We start from the raw sequence: 16,572 nt of genomic DNA, 5'->3' as shown, positions 1-16,572 counted from the left end.
CTATCTTTCAGGCAGCTACGGCTGGGTGTGGCACACCTATTTCAGTTTGTTCTTTTTACCTCTTGTTTCCCGCAAAAAATGAATTTACGTTTCCTGTCTACTTTGGGCCTGGCCCTGGTGACCAGCATTGGCTTTGCCCAGCAAAAACCGGCCGCCAAAGGGGCCAAAGCGCCGGTCGCCAAAACGGCCATGGCCACCCTGCCCAGCGGCACCAAGCTGGTGGAGAAAGTGACCAAGCAGCCCGGCCAGCTAGTGATTCCCTACGAGAAGTACGTGCTGCCCAACGGCCTGACGCTGATTGTGACCGAAGACCACTCCGACCCGCTGGTGCACGTCGACGTGACCTACCACGTGGGTTCGGCCCGCGAGCAAATCGGCAAGTCCGGCTTTGCCCACTTCTTCGAGCACATGATGTTCCAGGGCTCCGACAACGTCGGCGACCAGATGCACTTCAAGCTGGTGACGGCTGCCGGTGGTACCCTCAACGGCTCAACGAACACCGACCGCACCAACTACTACGAAACCCTGCCGAGCAACCAGCTCGAAACCGGCCTGTGGCTGGAGGCCGACCGCATGGGCTTCCTACTCGACGCCGTGAGCCAGAAGAAGTTCGAAATCCAACGCTCCACCGTCAAAAACGAGCGGGGCCAGCGCGTGGACAACGCCCCTTACGGGCGGTCCGGCGAAATTATCAGCCAGGCACTGTACCCCTACGGTCACCCTTACTCCTGGTCGGTTATCGGCTCGCTCGAAGACCTGGACCGCTCGAACGTCGAGGACCTGAAGAACTTCTTCCTGCGCTGGTACGGCCCGAACAACGCCACCCTGACCGTGGGCGGCGACGTGAAGCCCGCCGAAGTGGTAAAGCTGACCGAGAAGTACTTCGGCAGCATCAAGCGCGGCCCGGCCGTGACCAAGGCCAAATACCCGGCTCCGGTGCTTACCACCGACCGCTACGTGAGCTATCAGGACAACATCCGCTTCCCGTCGCTGCAGATGGTGTACCCGACCGTGGCGGCCGGCCACCCCGACGCGCTGCCGCTCTCGGCGCTGGCCCAAATCCTGGGCAGCGGTAAAAACTCGCTCCTCTACAAAAACCTGGTGAAAACGCAGAAAGCCGTCCAGGCCAATGCTTTCCAGCAAGATTCTGAATTAGGTGGCGGATTTGGCTTCTCGGCCCGGGCCTTCCCCGGCAAAGGCCTTGATAGCCTCGAGGCGTCGGTGCGCAGCACCATGCTCGAGTTTGAGAAGCGCGGCGTGATGGATGAAGACTTGCAACGCTTCAAAGCCCAGACCGAAGCACAGCTGGTGAACAGCCTGGCCAGCGTGAGCGGCAAAGTGAGCCAGCTCGCCGCCAATCAGACCTACTTCAATAACCCGAACTACCTCGCCGTCGAGACCAAGGAGCTCAAAGCGCTGACCAAAGCCGACGTGCAGCGTGTGTACGACAAGTACCTCAAAGGCAAGCACGCCGTCGTCCTGAGCGTTATCCCTAAATCAGGGGGTGTGAACGCGACCAAGCCCGACAACTTCACGCTCGACAAGTCGGCCTATAAAGCCCCCAAGGACGAGTACGCCGGCCTGAAGTACGTGAAGCCCACCGACACCTTCGACCGCAGCAAGCAGCCTGCTTCGGGAGGCAACCCGGTGGTGAAAGTGCCCGCTTTGTACCAGGAAACCCTGGCCAATGGCCTGAAAATCGTGGGCACGAAGAACACGGAGATTCCGGCCGTCACCATGCGCCTGACCATTCGCGGCGGCCACCGCCTCGAGCAGGCCATGCCCGGCAAAGCCGGCATCGCCCAGCTCACGGCCAGCATGCTCAACGAAGGCTCGGAGAAGTACACCGGCGAACAGATGAGCGCGGCACTCGACAAGCTGGGTTCGCGCGTATCAGTGGGCGCCGACGACAACGAAACCGTGGTCTACGTGCAGAGCCTCACGTCGAAGCTGCCCGCCACCATGGCTTTGCTTGAGCAGCGCCTGATGCATCCCCGTTTTGATGCCCAGGATTTTGCCCGCCTCAAAAAGCAGCAATTAGAAGCCATCGGCAACTTCGCTACCCAACCGGGAGTCATCGCCGACCTGACGTATAACAAGTTGCTCTACGGCACTAGCAACATCGCCGGCACTTCCGTGGCGGGCACCACCGCCTCGGTGAGCAGCCTGACCCTGGACGACGTGAAGGACTTCTACAACAAGTATTACGCCCCCAACGTGAGCTACCTCGTGGTGGTGGGCGATGTGGACCAGCAGGCCCTTACGCCCCAGCTCGGCTTCCTAAAAGCTTGGGCGAAGAAGGACGTGGCCATTCCCGTTGACATGGCCGGCATGCAGCCCGACAAAACCACGGTCTACTTTGTGAATAAGCCGGATGCCGCGCAATCGGAAATTCGGGTGGGCTACCTCACCAACATGCCTTACGACGCCACAGGCGACTATTACCGCGCCACCATGGCCAACTACGTGCTCGGCGGCGCTTTCAACTCGCGCATCAACCTGAACCTGCGTGAGAACAAGGGCTATACCTACGGCGCCCGCTCGGGCTATGGCAGCACCCGCTACGCCGGTCCGTTCACCGCCTCAGCCGGCGTGCGCGCCGACGCCACGGCTGCTTCGGTGAAGGAATTCATGAGCGAAATCACCAACTACACCAACGGCATTTCGGATGATGAACTCGCCTTCCTGAAATCCTCGGTGGGTCAGAGCGACGCCCTGCGCTACGAGACTGGCCAGCAAAAAGCCGGCTTCCTTGCCCGCCTGGTGGAGTACAACCTCGAGCCAAGCTACGTGCAGCAGCAGAGCGACATCCTCAAGAAGATGACCAAGGAAGACGTTCTGGCCTCAGCCAAGAAGAACTTGCCGGCTGATAAAATGTATATCGTGGTAGTGGGCGACCGCAAGCAATTGCCGTCTGTGCAAGCCTTGGGCTACCCAGTGGTGGAGTTGGACCTGGAAGGCCAGCCCGTGGTAGCCGCTGCGGCACCGGCCCAAACCGCCATGCCAGCGGTTGACGAAAAAATGAAAACCAAGACCGACGACGGTGGCAAAATGAAGGTTAAGACCAAGAAAGGCAAGTCTTAGCCGCTTGGTGCCACTGGCGCCTAAACCCAAAAAAGCCCGTCCCGCTAAGCTTAGCAGGACGGGCTTTTTTCTGGAGTGGCCTGAGCTTTACTGCCAGGCGCAGGTGGGCGGGCCGCTGGCGAAGTCATGTAGCGCCGACCAAGTTGAACAAGTGGCAGGCCAACCTGATTTAAAAATAAATTCGCAGCCTTACCTTTCGCACAAGTTAGCCTCGGCAAAGAAAAAATGTAAGCGACAGCAGCTTTCCCTTTTACCTCATTTCACACTTTTCCCTTTTCCCGCAAAAAATGAACCTTCGATTATTATCCACACTGGGCTTGGCTTTGGTAACTACCGCCAGCTTCGCGCAGCAAAAACCCGCCACCAAAGGCACCAAAGCAGCAACTGCAAAAACCACCACCCTCCCCAGCGGCACCAAACTGGTGGAGAAAGTAACCAAACAGCCCGGCCAGCTGGTGATTCCCTACGAGAAGTACGTGCTGCCCAATGGCCTCACGCTCATCGTGACCGAAGACCACTCTGACCCGTTGGTGCACGTCGACGTGACCTACCACGTGGGCTCGGCCCGCGAACAGATTGGCAAGTCCGGCTTTGCCCACTTCTTCGAGCATATGATGTTCCAGGGCTCCGACAACGTGGGCGACCAGATGCACTTCAAGCTGGTAACCGCCGCCGGCGGCACCCTGAACGGCACCACCAACACGGACCGCACGAACTACTTCGAGACCCTGCCCAGCAACCAGCTCGAAACCGGCCTGTGGCTGGAAGCCGACCGCATGGGCTTCCTGCTCGACGCCGTGAGCCAGAAGAAATTCGAAATTCAGCGCTCCACCGTTAAAAACGAGCGCGGCCAGAACTACGACAACCGCCCCTACGGCCTGGCCAGCGAGTACATCAGCAAGACGCTGTACCCCTACGGTCACCCCTACTCCTGGCTGACCATCGGCTACCTCGAAGACCTGGACCGCTCCAATGTAGACGACCTGAAGAACTTCTTCCTGCGCTGGTATGGCCCGAACAACGCCACCCTGACCGTGGGCGGCGACGTGAAGCCCGCCGAAGTAGTAAAGCTGGCCGAGAAGTACTTCGGCAGCATCAAGCGCGGCCCGGCCGTGACGCCCACCAAGCTGCCCGCTCCCACGCTCACCGCCGACCGCTACGTGAGCTACCAGGACAACGTGCGTTTCCCCATGCTGCAGGTGGTGTTCCCAACGGTGGCCCACGGTCACGCCGACGAGTTGCCCCTCGACGCCCTGGCTCAGATTTTGGGCAGCGGCAAGAATTCGCTGCTTTACAAGAACATGGTGAAAAACCAGAAGGCGGTACAGGCCCAGGCCTATCAGCAGAACTCGGAGCTCGGCGGCCAGCTGGCCTTCGTAGCCCTGCCCTTCCCCGGCAAAGGCCTCGACAGCCTGGAGCTCATTGTGCGCAGCACCATGGCCGAGTTTGAGAAGCGCGGCGTGACCGACGAGGACCTGCAGCGCTTCAAGGCCCAGACCCGCGCCCAAACGGTGAGTGGCCTGGCCAGTGTGAGCGGCAAAGTGAGCCAACTCGCCGCCAACCAGACGTTCTTCAACAACCCGAACTACATCACGGTGGAGAACAAAGCGTTGGACGCCTTGACCAAAGCCGACGTGCAGCGCGCCTACGACAAGTACCTCAAAGGCAAAAAGGCCGTCATCCTGAGCGTGGTGCCCAAAACCGGCGACGTAGCCCCGGCCAAGCCCGACAACTACACCGTGGACAAGTCGGGCTACCAGGACCCGAAAGACGAGTACGCCGGCTTGAAGTACGTGAAAGCCACCGACAGCTTTGACCGCAGCAAGCAACCCGCTGCCGGCGCCAACCCCGTGGTGAAAGTGCCCGCGCTCTACCAGGAAACCATGCCCAACGGCTTGAAAGTGGTAGGTACCCGCAACGCCGAAATTCCGGCTGTTACCATGCGCCTGACCATCCGCGGCGGCCACCGCCTCGAGCAAACCATGCCCGAGAAAGCCGGCATTGCTGCCCTGACAGCCGCCATGCTCAACGAAGGTTCGGAGAAGTACACCGGCGAACAGTTCTCGGCCGCGTTGGACAAACTGGGTTCGCGCATTTCGGTGAACGCCGACGACAACGAAACCGTGGTATCGGTGCAAAGCCTCACCGCCAACCTGCCCGCCACCATGGCCTTGCTCGAAGAGCGGCTCATGCGCCCGCGCTTCGACGCGACCGATTTCGCTCGTTTGAAGAAGCAGCAACTGGAGCTGATTGGCAACTTCACCACCCAGCCCGCCGTCATTGCCGACCTGACCTACAACAAGCTCCTCTACGGCACCAGCAACATTGCGGGCGTTGCCACCGCCGGCACCACCGCTTCGGTAACCAGCCTGACGCTGGACGACGTGAAGGACTTCTACAACAAGTATTACGCGCCCAACGTGAGCTACCTCGTGGTGGTGGGTGATGTGGACCAAAAAGGGCTGACTCCGCAGTTGGGCTTCCTGAAAAACTGGGCGAAGAAAGACGTGAGCATCCCAGCCGACATGGCTGGCGTGCAGCCCGACAAAACCACGCTCTACTTCGTGAACAAACCCGGCGCCGCGCAGTCGGAAATCCGGGTGGGCTACCTCACCGATATGAAGTACGACGCCACCGGCCCGTACTACCGCGCTTACCTGGCTAACTACCTGCTCGGCGGTGCCTTCAACTCGCGCATCAACCTGAACCTGCGCGAAAACAAAGGCTACACCTACGGCGCCCGCTCGGGTTATGCCGGCACTCAGTATGCCGGTCCGTTCACGGCCCAGGCCGGTGTACGAGCCGATGCCACGGCCGCTTCGGTGAAGGAGTTCATGAGCGAAATCACCAACTACGGCAACGGCATCTCAGACGAGGAACTCGCCTTCCTGCAGTCGTCGGTGGGTCAGGTTGATGCCCTGCGTTACGAAACCAACCAACAGAAAGCCGGCTTCCTGGCCCGCCTGGTAGAGTACAGCCTGGAGCCCAGCTACGTGCAGCAGCAGAGTGATATTCTGAAGAAGCTGACCAAAGAGGACGTGCAGGCTTCGGCGAAGAAGTACCTGCCGGCCGACAAGATGTTCATTGTGGTAGTAGGCGACAACAAGCAGCTGCCCGCCCTGCAAGAGCTCGGCTACCCCGTAGTGGAGCTGGACCTCGAAGGCAAGCCCGTAGCAGCTGCCGCTCCTGCGGCGGCTGAAGCTCCGGCCGCAGTAGTCGACGAAAAAATCAAGACCAAAGACGGCAAGGGCAAGACCAAGGTTAAGACCAAGAAAGGCTAGCCGATAAACCGACTTAGCAACCGCTTTGAAGCGAAAAAGCACGTCAGGGAAACCTGACGTGCTTTTTTTGTACCGGCTGGTACGGCCGAAACAGGTTGGACTGCACCGCTTTACTATTTGCGTCGCTAAGTTGCGCCCTGGTTCATCTTACTTTCTTTACATCATCACCTTTTTCTCAAATGAAGTACTCAGCTTTACTGGTACTGTGCGCAGCGCTGCTGGAAGTGGCTCCGGCCAGTGCGCAGAAAAAACCCGCGGCCAAACCGTCTGCCAAGTCGGCGGCTGCCACCGGCAAGGCCCTGATGACCACCCCCGGCGGCACGAAGCTGGTGGAGAAAGTTACCAAGCAGCCCGGCCAGCTCGTGATTCCCTACGAGAAGTACGTGCTGCCCAACGGCCTGACGCTCATCGTGACGGAAGACCACTCCGACCCGTTGGTACACGTCGACGTGACCTACCACGTGGGCTCGGCCCGCGAGCAGATTGGCAAGTCCGGCTTTGCTCACTTCTTCGAGCACATGATGTTCGAAGGCTCTGACCACGCGCCCAAGGGTACTTTCGATAAAATGACAATTGGGTCCGGCGGCAGCAACAACGGCAGCACCAACGGCGACCGCACCAACTACTACGAAACCCTGCCAAACAACCAGCTGGAGCGGGCCCTATGGCTGGAATCTGACCGCATGGGCTTTCTGCTTGATGCCGTTACGCAAGAACGCTTCGAGGTGCAGCGGGCCACGGTGAAAAACGAGCGGGGCCAGAACTACGACAACCGCCCCTACGGCCTCGCCGGCGAGCACATCAGCAGAACGCTGTATCCCTACGGCCACCCTTATTCTTGGTCTACCATCGGCTACCTCGAAGACCTGGACCGGTCCAATGTGGAAGACCTGAAGAAATTTTTCCTGCGCTGGTACGGCCCGAACAACGCCACCCTGACCATCGGCGGCGACGTGAAGCCTACTGAAGTAGTGAAGCTGGTGGAGAAATACTTCGGCAACATCAAGCGCGGGCCGGCTGTGGCCAAAGACAAGGTTGCCGTTCCCGTGCTGACGACCGACCGCTACGTGAGCTATGCCGACAACATCCGCTTCCCGATGCTGCAGATGGTGTTCCCGACCGTGCCCAACGGCCACCCCGACGATTTACCGCTGAACGCCCTGGCCCAGATTATGGGCAGCGGCAAAACCTCGCTGCTTTACAAGAACCTGGTGAAGAACCAGAAAGCGGTGGCAGCGCAAGCCTACCAACAAAGTGCCGAACTGAGCGGCCAGATGAATTTTGTGGCTCGCGCATTCCCGGGCAAAGGCCTCGACAGCCTCGAAACCATCGTGCGCGGCACCATGGCCGAGTTCGAGAAGCGCGGCGTGACCGATGCAGACCTGCAACGTTTCAAGGCCCAGACCGAAGCCCAAATGGTAAACGGCTTGGCCAGCGTGAGCGGCAAGGTGAGCCAGCTGGCCGCTAACCAAACCTTCTTTGGTAACCCCAACTACCTCACCGTAGAGGCCCGTGAGCTCAAGGCCCTGACCAAGGCCGATGTGCAGCGCGTGTACGAAAAGTACCTCAAGGGCAAGAAGGCGGTTATCCTAAGCGTGGTGCCCAAAACCGGCGGCGTGGCCCCGGCCAAACCCGACAACTACACCGTGGACAAGTCGGGCTACCAGGACCCGAAAGACGAGTACGCCAGCCTGAAGTATGTAAAAGCCACCGACAACTTCGACCGCAGCAAGGTGCCGGCGGCCGGCGGTAATCCGGTGGTGAAAATACCCGCTCTTTATCGGGAGGAATTTGCCAATGGACTGAAGGTGATTGGCACGCGCAACACCGAGATTCCGGCTGTGACCATGCTGCTCACCATCCGCGGTGGCCACCGCCTCGAGCAAGCTAATCCCGCCAAGGCCGGCCTAGCCAGTCTTACGGCCGCCATGCTAAACGAAGGCTCCGAGAAGTACACGAGCGAAGAGTTTGCGGCCGAACTGGAAAAGCTGGGCAGCAGCGTACAAATTTCGGCGGGCGACGACCGGACGTTGGTGTCGGTGCAGAGCCTGACCAAAAACTTACCCGCCACCCTGGCTTTGGTCGAGCAGCGCCTGATGCACCCGCGCTTTGACCCCGCTGACTTTGCCCGCCTCAAGAAACAGACGCTGGAAGGCATTGCCAACCAGAACACCCTGCCGGTGGTCATTGCCGACAAAACCTACAACCGCCTGCTCTACGGGCAGTCCGATGTGATGCGCATTGCGGCCAGTGGCACCACCGCTACCGCCAGCAGCCTTACGCTGGACGACGTGAAGCAGTTCTATCAGCAGAACTACGCACCGAACGTGAGCTTCCTCACCGTAGTAGGCGACGTGGACCAGAAAGACGTTATCAGTAAGCTAGCCTTCCTCAAGGCGTGGCCCAAGAAGGACGTAGCATTGTCCACGGCGTTTCCGGCCACACAGCCCGACCAGACCCGCCTTTACTTTGTAAACAAGCCCGGCGCAGCGCAGTCCGAAATACGTATTGGCTACCTGGCCTTGCCTTATGATGCTACCGGGGAGTATTACCGGGCCTACTTGGCCAATTTCACCCTGGGCGACGGCTTCCTCTCGCGCCTCAACATGAACCTGCGCGAAACCAAGGGCTACACGTATGGCGCTCGGGCAGGCTTCAGCGGCACGAGCTACGCGGGGCCCTATACTGCGCAAGCCGGGGTGCGGGCCGATGCCACTGCCCCCGCAGTGATGGAGTTCATGAGCGAAATCACCAACTTCCAAAAGGGTATTTCCGACGAGGAGCTCAGCTTCCTGCAAACGGCCATTGGTCAAAGCGACGCGCTGCGCTACGAAACCGGCCTACAGAAAGCCAGCTTCCTGAGCCGAATCGTGGAGTACAATCTACCCACTACCTATGTGGACGAGCGCAGCCAGATTCTTAAGAAACTGACCAAGGAAGACGTGCAGGCCACGGCCAAGCAGTACTTGCCGGCCGACAAGATGTACATCGTGGTAGTGGGCGACAGCAAGCAGCTGCCCGCTTTGAAGGAGCTCGGCTACCCTGTGGTAGAGCTCGACTTGGATGGCAGCCCTGTAGTGGCGGCCGCTCCTGCGGTGGTTGAAGCACCGGCCGCGGTGGTTGACGAAAAAATCAAAACCAAGGACGGTAAGCGCAAAACCAAAGTCAAAACCAAAAAAGGCGAGGCTTCGGCCCAGTAAAACCACCGTTTGGTGACAAGTAAGCACGTCAGGGTTTCCTGACGTGCTTACTTTTTATACCCAGCAGCCAACTGGAAATCAAAGCTGCCTGAGTAGTAAGTTGCAAGCCGGTTCCTGATGAAGCGTAGCTTTCGGCGGTCCGCTTTATCTTCACGCAAAAATTATCCTGACCGTGGCCTCTTCTCAACAGCTTGCGCAACTCGACCGCCTGGAGCGGCAGATTACCACCTTAGTGGCTGCCTATCAGCAATTGCGTGAAGAGCTGGCCGACGCCAACACCACCGTGCAGCAGCTGCGGGCCGATGTGCGCGAGCGCGACAAGCAGTTGAAGGAGCGACAAAACCAGGAAAATATTGTTAAACTTGTACACACCATAGCTGGGGAACCCACCCACGCCAACGAATTAAAACTACGCCTCAACGAATACATCCGCGAACTGGATAAGTGTCTTGCCTATTTGAGAGACTAACCCACTGACCCTCACCCCACCGCCGTAACTTCCGCTTTATGAGCGAACTAGCCATCAAAATTCGAATTGCTGACCGGGACTATCCTATGCGCGTTGACGTGCAGGATGAGGAACGGCTGCGCCTGGCCGGGCGGCTGCTGGGCGACAAGCTGCGCGAGTTTCGGGAAGGCTACGGCATTCAGGACAAGCAGGACTTGCTCGCCATGATTGCGCTGGCCACCATGGCCGACCAATTGAAGGTGAGCAAGGAAAAGGACGGCACCGATGCGGCGCTGACCGAGCGGCTGGCTCGTTTCGACGAGCTGCTATCAGGCGTGGTGCTGTCGCGGTAATACCCGCGCGCAGCACCGCACACTCGTTGGCCCGGCAGGGGCGGCGCGGCAATCGGCCGCTTCCGCTTTAGCCCGGGCAGAACTGTTTCTTCCAGTTATGGTTTTTTACCCATCCCAAAAACCATACTGATATGTCCTCCATAATAATTTACTGTTTGCTAACCGCGGTAGCCTCCCTTGTGCTGGGCTTCGTGATTGGCAAGCAGCTGGCCGGCAAAGCCCGGCTAAACCATGAGGGCGAGGCCACGGCCCGCGCCCAGGAAATCCTCCGCGATGCGGAGGAGAAAGGCAACCGCCTTCGCGACGAGAAAATAAAGCAGGCCGATGAGCGGCTGGAGCAGTCCAAGAATAAGTTCAAGAACCTCCGCAACGAATTCGACATTGAAAGCCGCCGCCTTAAGCTGGCCCTTGAACAAGAGCTAACCGAACGCCGCCAAGGCGTGTTGGAGCAAGAGCAAAGCATCAAGCTCCTCACCGAAACCACCCAGCGCCAGCTCGAGCAGCTGCAGCGCAAAGAGCAAGAGCTGGACAAGACTCGCGAGAAAATTCAGGCCGACACCCAGCAGCTTCGCGACAAGCTGGAAAGCCAGGCCGAGAAGCGCCTCGCTGCCCATGAAGAAGCCATGGCCACCCTGCAAGCCAAGGAGCGGGAAGCCGAAGAGCAGCTCCACAGCGTGCAGCGCCAGCTTGAAACCATAGCAAACTTAACCGCCGCCGAGGCCCGCGAGCAGCTAGTAGAATCCCTCAAAAACGAAGCCCAGATTCAGGCCAGCTCCTACGTGAAGGACACCGTGGCTCAGGCCAAACTCACGGCCACCAAGGACGCCAAGAAGATTGTGCTGGAAACCATTCAGCGCACCGCATCAGAGCACGCCATTGAAAACTGCGTGTCGATTTTCAACATTGAAAGCGACGACGTAAAAGGCAAAATCATTGGTCGCGAGGGCCGCAACATCCGGGCGCTGGAAGCCGCTACGGGCGTTGAGATTATCGTCGACGACACTCCCGAAGCCATCATCATCTCGGGCTTCGACCCGGTGCGCCGCGAAATTGCGCGCCTCTCCCTACACTTGCTGGTGAAAGACGGCCGCATTCACCCCGCCCGCGTGGAAGAAATCGTAGCCAAGACCCGCAAGAACATCGAAGAGGAAATTGTTGAAATCGGCGAGAAAACCATCATCGACCTCGGCATTCACGGCCTGCACCCGGAGCTGATTAAGATGGTAGGCCGCATGCGTTTCCGCTCTTCCTACGGCCAGAACCTGCTGCAGCACTCCCGCGAAGTGGCCAACCTCTGCGCCACCATGGCCGCCGAAATGGGCCTCGATGTGAAGAAAGCCAAGCGCGCCGGCCTGCTGCACGACATCGGCAAGGTGAGCAGCGAGGAGCCCGAGCTGCCCCACGCCATACTGGGCATGGAGATGGCCAAGAAGTGGAAAGAGCACCCCGACGTGGTCAATGCCATCGGTGCCCACCACGATGAGATTGAAATGACGGCCATGATTTCGCCGCTCGTGCAGGCCTGCGACGCCATTTCGGGCTCGCGCCCCGGCGCCCGCCGCGAGATGATGGAGAGCTACATCAAGCGCCTCAAGCAGCTCGAAGAAACCGCCAACGGCTTCAAGGGCGTGAATCAGTGCTTCGCCATCCAGGCCGGCCGCGAGCTGCGCGTTATGGTCGACGCCGAGAACGTGACCGATGAGCGCGCCGCCGAGCTGAGCTTCGAAATCTCGCAGAAGATTGAGAAGGAAATGCAGTACCCCGGCCAGATTAAAATTACCGTAATCCGGGAGATGCGCGCTGTGGCTTATGCCAAGTAAAGCAGGCGCATGATTTAATTCGTGCCAAATAAAGAGCCCCCGCAACGAAAGTCGCAGGGGCTTTTTATTAATGAATCAACGTTGACAGCCTATTTCTTTGTCTCAAAGAACTGCTTAATTGGCCGAGCAAACAGGCCAGAAGTGGTAGCCACGTAAACAGTGTCGCGCAGGGTTTCAATCCCGGTAATTCGGGCACGTTCCAGTCCGTCGTTTTTCAAGAAGCGGCTGGTGAAACGCGGGCCGTTCCAGCGCAGCGAGAACAGGTTGCTTTGAAAAACACCAACCAAGCTGTCGCCTACTGTATAGTAATTGGCCAAGGTAAAGTGGTCGGGCGTGCCAGTAGAAAGCTGCCAGGTTTCACCGTTATCCGTCGAGGTTAGTATTTGATTGTACTCAACCGGAGCATAAACGGTGTTATTCCATTTATAGAAAGCATCGACCGTAGCCGGGCTGTAGACCTGACGGAACGTGCCGTTTTGTTTGATTTTGTAGATGCCTGCACCGCTAATATATACTAGAAAATAGTCGTCGATGGCGGCCATATTTCTTACAAAAGCACCGAAACCTGTGCCCGAATTCGGGATTTCAATTCGCTGTGATGATGCTACAACCCGCGTACCAGGAACTCCTGGAGTCACTGCTGTGAGCAGAAAAGTGATGGGACGGTCCGGACGGTTGTTGTCATAAGACATCAGCAGATAATTATTTTGGTTGATAGCCGTGCACTTTGATATGGGATTGAATACGCGGGTATTGAAACGGATGGCATTGGGGTCGAGCCGTCGCAGCTGAACGTATGCCTCGTAATTATTATTAGTCGGCTCATTGTTGCGACAAATTATGAGCAAGCTATCCGTGGCCGGGTACGCAAAAAATTCGCGCCCAATTGCCAAGCGTACACTCAGGTCACCATTTAGTATGCCACCGGCTACCACCATTCCCTGGTTGCGGTTTAGGGTGTTGAGGCGCGTGAAGTAGTAGGGCTGCTGCAGGTAAATAGATTGCCCGTTGCTGCCCGTGCTGAGAATGATGCGCTCGAAGCCAATAAGGCCCGATACTTCTGTCCAGCTGTACTTCTTTTCGACCTCCTTGATTTGAATTTCCGTTTCTTTTTTACAGCTACTGATACTAAGGCACGTAAATAGCGCAAGGGTGGCGGCAAGGACGCGCGAGTGGTGCATAGAACGGGTGGTAGAGAGTAAGGTGCTTAAATTGACGCATCAAGATAAGCCCTATTCACTTGCTTTACATTAGAACAACTTCATACTTGCTTCTCTGCAGCGCCCTCGCTGCCTGCGCCGTCCAGAAGAACCCCTACGCCACCACCAACCGCTCCTACAAGCAGCAGGTGAAGGCCTATGCCAAGTCCTTGCGCGCCACGCCCGTGCTTACGCCCGGCGCCGATAGCCTGCTAATGGGGCCGTATTGGGTGGGCACCACCAACTTCAACCTGCGCAAGCCCAACATGGTGATTATTCACCACACGGCGCAGGACTCCACGGCCCAGACCCTGAAGACGTTTACGGTGACCCGCACGCAGGTGAGTGCCCACTACGTCATTGGGCGCGACGGCCGGGTATTCCACATGCTCAACGACTACCTGCGGGCCTGGCACGGCGGCGCCGCCAAGTGGGGCAACGACACCGATATCAACTCTTCCTCCATTGGCATCGAGCTGGACAACAACGGCACCGAGCCCTTTGCCGAAGCGCAACTGGCCAGCCTGCTGAAAGTACTAGCCGGCCTCAAAAAAACCTACAACATCCCAGCTGCCAACTTCATCGGCCATTCTGATATAGCCCCCAGTCGCAAAACCGACCCCAGCGTGCTGTTTCCCTGGAAGCGGCTGGCCGACGGCGGATTTGGCCTGTGGTACGACGCAGGCCCCCTCCCCGACCCTCCTGGCTACGAGCCCCTGCCGCCCTTGCCAGACAGCACGGCGGCGTTGGTGGGGCGGGCGGTGTTGCCCATAATCGCAGTTCCGGGCACCGTCCGGCCCGATACGGCGGCCCTGGACGCCCACCTTGCCCATCTCAACAGCGTGCTGGTGCCGGCCTTCAACCCACAGGAGGCCTTGCGCATCATTGGGTACGATACCCGGAACATGCCAGCGGCCACGAAAGCGTTCAAGCTTCACTTCATTCAGCAGCAAGTGAATGCCCCACTCAGCGAAGCCGACCTCCGGATTCTATACAATCTCTATAAGAAGTACCTGTAAGCGGGAATCAGGCATTATCTTCCACAAATTTTATCCTGGCTTTATTAGAATTACTTTGCGGTGCAGCCTGCTCCGAGCCGACTGCGCCAAGCAGCCCGGCGTGAACACGCCGCCCCGCTAACCCTATTTCTTTCTATGTTACATGTATCGCAGCGAGGCCAGGCCATGCCCGTCTCGCCGTTTCGCAAGCTGGCTCCCTACGCCGAAGCTGCCCGGCTGCAGGGCAAAGTGGTGTACCCACTCAACATCGGGCAGCCCGACATTGAGACGCCCCCGGCGGCAGTGGAGGCCATGCGCAACGCCGACTTGCGCGTGCTAGGCTACAGCCACGGCGCGGGCACCGAAAGCTACCGCCGCAAGCTGGCCACCTACTACCAGCGCGCCGGCATGCCGGTGGAGTTCGAACACATTATGGTGACCACGGGCGGCAGCGAAGCCATCCTGTTCGCGCTGCTTACTTGCCTTAACCCCGGCGACGAAGTCATTATTCAAGAGCCGTTTTATGGCACGTACACTGCCTTTGCCATTGCGGCGGGCGTTACCATTGTGCCCGTCACGGCGCACATTGAAGATGGCTTTGCCCTGCCGCCGCTGGCCGATTTTGAGCGCGTGATTACGGAGCGCACCCGGGCCATCCTCATTTGCAACCCCAGCAATCCTACCGGCTACGTGTACAGCCGCGCCGAGCTGGAAAGCATCCTCAGCTTGTGTAAGGCGCATAACCTCTACCTGCTATCGGACGAGGCCTACCGGGAGTTTTGCTACGATGCCCCTTACGTGAGTGCCCTCAACCTGACCGGTGCGGAAGAACACGTGGTAGTGGTCGATACCATTTCGAAGCGCTACAGCGCCTGCGGGGCCCGCGTCGGTGCCCTGGTCACGATGAACAAAGACGTTTACATGGCGGCGTTCCGCTTTGCCCAGATGCGGGTGAGTCCGCCCGGCCTGGGCATGCTGCTGGCCGAAGCCGCCACCGACCTGCCCGACTCCTACTTCGACGATAGCAAGGCCGAATACCAGGCCCGCCGCGACCTTACCGTGGCCCGGCTGCAGGCCATGCCCGGCGTGGTGTGCCCTCGCCCTGGCGGCGCATTCTACGTGCTGGCCCACCTGCCCGTCGACGACACCGAGGAATTTGGCCGCTGGCTGCTGGAGAGCTTCTCCCACGAAAACCAAACCCTAATGCTTTCCCCCGCCAATGGCTTCTACCAAACGCCGGGCCTGGGCCAACAGGAAGTACGCCTGGCCTACGTGCTCAACCGCACCGACCTCGCCGCCGCCCTCACCTGCCTCGAACTCGCCCTGCTGGCGTATCCCGGCCGCACGGCTCCCCTGCCGGCCATGGTTGCCGATGCAGTTCCCGCCCTCACCGCTTGATTTCTTTTTTCTGATGAACCCGACTTCGACCCTGGCGCCCGTTACCCACGCCCCCATCAACGACTACAGCGCGCCCGTACGCATCTGGCACTGGGGCAATGCACTGCTGGTCAGTGGACAGCTCCTAACCATCTTATTTCAGCGGGTGATTGTAAACGCCCGCTCGGCCGTGCCGGAGTTTCAGGAAACCATGGCCAAGGAAAACATCGCCCTCACGGAGAAGCAGGCCCGTTCGCTCACGCACATTCTGAGTGAGCGCATCTGGGAATGGCACATCTACTTGGGCTTGGCGCTGGCCGCATTCTGGCTGTTTCGCGTGATTCTGGAGCTGCGCGGGCCTTCGGAAATGCGATTTTCAAGCCGTTTGATGGCGGTTGCGCGCCGCTACCGCTTGGCTGCTCCGGCCGACAAGGGCGATGCTGGGGTGGCGCTTTATGCCCGCAGCACCTACGCGCTGTTCTATGTCTTTCTGACCGTTATGGTCATCACCGGCATCATCCTTACTTACCACAACGAGGTTGCCTTTTTCGACCAAATTGAACACACCGCCGAGGAAATTCACAATGTCACCATGTACTTGATTATCGCCTTTTTTGTGGTGCACGTAGTGGGTGTGGTGTGGAGCGAAGTTGTGAAAAAGTCGGGGCTAACCTCAAGAATGATAGGCGGCGACGCACGTAAGGATTAAGACCTTATGCAACAATCAATTGGAAACGGTGTAGAGACGCGACACTTGACTACGATTATAACGCATAAAAAAAGCGGCTCAATCGAGCCGCTTTTTTTGTGCG

10 protein-coding genes are annotated in these 16,572 nt (G+C 58.6%); 9 read left to right on the top strand and 1 reads right to left on the bottom strand.

The genetic code is table 11. The features are described from left to right. Nucleotides 1-78: 78 nt before the first annotated feature. The 6 genes from BMZ66_RS15240 to rny all read left to right on the top strand — a co-directional run bounded on the left by BMZ66_RS15240 (nt 79) and on the right by rny (nt 12,186). Nucleotides 79-3,084, top strand: coding sequence for a M16 family metallopeptidase (locus BMZ66_RS15240; protein WP_092675384.1), 3,006 nt, complete (start codon nt 79-81; stop codon nt 3,082-3,084). 287 nt (nt 3,085-3,371) lie between these two features. Continuing rightward, nucleotides 3,372-6,365: a M16 family metallopeptidase gene (locus BMZ66_RS15235; RefSeq protein ID WP_092675381.1), complete on the top strand. Its 2,994-nt coding sequence runs from the start codon at nt 3,372-3,374 to the stop codon at nt 6,363-6,365. A 179-nt stretch (nt 6,366-6,544) separates the two neighbouring features. Further along, nucleotides 6,545-9,565, top strand: a complete 3,021-nt coding sequence (locus BMZ66_RS15230; RefSeq protein WP_092675378.1) for a M16 family metallopeptidase — start codon at nt 6,545-6,547, stop codon at nt 9,563-9,565. Nucleotides 9,566-9,737: 172 nt separating this feature from the next. Then, complete coding sequence (locus BMZ66_RS15225) at nt 9,738-10,034, top strand: hypothetical protein (protein ID WP_092675374.1); 297 nt, start codon at nt 9,738-9,740, stop codon at nt 10,032-10,034. A 38-nt stretch (nt 10,035-10,072) separates the two neighbouring features. Further along, nucleotides 10,073-10,366, top strand: a complete 294-nt coding sequence (locus BMZ66_RS15220; RefSeq protein WP_092675370.1) for a cell division protein ZapA — start codon at nt 10,073-10,075, stop codon at nt 10,364-10,366. A 131-nt stretch (nt 10,367-10,497) separates the two neighbouring features. Beyond that, the gene (rny, locus tag BMZ66_RS15215) at nt 10,498-12,186 is read left to right on the top strand and encodes a ribonuclease Y (protein WP_092675366.1); all 1,689 of its coding nucleotides are present in this window, start codon (nt 10,498-10,500) and stop codon (nt 12,184-12,186) included. Nucleotides 12,187-12,275: 89 nt separating this feature from the next. On the opposite strand, the gene BMZ66_RS15210 is transcribed toward rny, so the two are convergent. Continuing rightward, on the bottom strand, nt 12,276-13,367 hold the full coding sequence (locus tag BMZ66_RS15210; RefSeq protein ID WP_092675363.1) for a beta propeller repeat protein: 1,092 nt from the start codon (nt 13,365-13,367) through the stop codon (nt 12,276-12,278). Between the two features lie 86 nt (nt 13,368-13,453). On the opposite strand from BMZ66_RS15210, the gene BMZ66_RS15205 reads away from it, so the two are divergent. From BMZ66_RS15205 to BMZ66_RS15195, 3 genes are all read left to right on the top strand, one after another. Next, a complete protein-coding gene (locus BMZ66_RS15205; RefSeq protein WP_214607009.1) occupies nt 13,454-14,404 on the top strand; it encodes an N-acetylmuramoyl-L-alanine amidase in 951 nt (316 codons plus the stop codon). A gap of 135 nt (nt 14,405-14,539) precedes the next feature. Next, nucleotides 14,540-15,781, top strand: coding sequence for a pyridoxal phosphate-dependent aminotransferase (locus BMZ66_RS15200; protein ID WP_092675357.1), 1,242 nt, complete (start codon nt 14,540-14,542; stop codon nt 15,779-15,781). Nucleotides 15,782-15,794: 13 nt separating this feature from the next. Continuing rightward, entirely contained in the window at nt 15,795-16,469 is a 675-nt protein-coding gene (locus tag BMZ66_RS15195; protein ID WP_177204752.1) for a cytochrome b/b6 domain-containing protein, read from the top strand. Nucleotides 16,470-16,572: the final 103 nt, after the last annotated feature.

Origin of the sequence: Hymenobacter arizonensis (assembly GCF_900115775.1) — a bacterium.
Classification (GTDB): domain Bacteria; phylum Bacteroidota; class Bacteroidia; order Cytophagales; family Hymenobacteraceae; genus Hymenobacter; species Hymenobacter arizonensis.
The sequence above is the reverse complement of the archived record's forward strand: the minus strand, read 5'-3'. Positions and strand labels throughout refer to the sequence as shown.

Excerpts from the sequence above, each read along its gene's own strand:
- BMZ66_RS15220 (WP_092675370.1), top strand. The coding sequence starts at position 10,073 with ATGAGCGAACTAGCCATCAAAATTCGAATTGCTGACCGGGACTATCCT.
- BMZ66_RS15235 (WP_092675381.1), top strand. The coding sequence starts at position 3,372 with ATGAACCTTCGATTATTATCCACACTGGGCTTGGCTTTGGTAACTACC.
- BMZ66_RS15230 (WP_092675378.1), top strand. The coding sequence starts at position 6,545 with ATGAAGTACTCAGCTTTACTGGTACTGTGCGCAGCGCTGCTGGAAGTG.
- BMZ66_RS15240 (WP_092675384.1), top strand. The coding sequence starts at position 79 with ATGAATTTACGTTTCCTGTCTACTTTGGGCCTGGCCCTGGTGACCAGC.
- BMZ66_RS15210 (WP_092675363.1), bottom strand. The coding sequence starts at position 13,367 with ATGCACCACTCGCGCGTCCTTGCCGCCACCCTTGCGCTATTTACGTGC.
- BMZ66_RS15195 (WP_177204752.1), top strand. The coding sequence starts at position 15,795 with ATGAACCCGACTTCGACCCTGGCGCCCGTTACCCACGCCCCCATCAAC.
- rny (WP_092675366.1), top strand. The coding sequence starts at position 10,498 with ATGTCCTCCATAATAATTTACTGTTTGCTAACCGCGGTAGCCTCCCTT.
- BMZ66_RS15200 (WP_092675357.1), top strand. The coding sequence starts at position 14,540 with ATGTTACATGTATCGCAGCGAGGCCAGGCCATGCCCGTCTCGCCGTTT.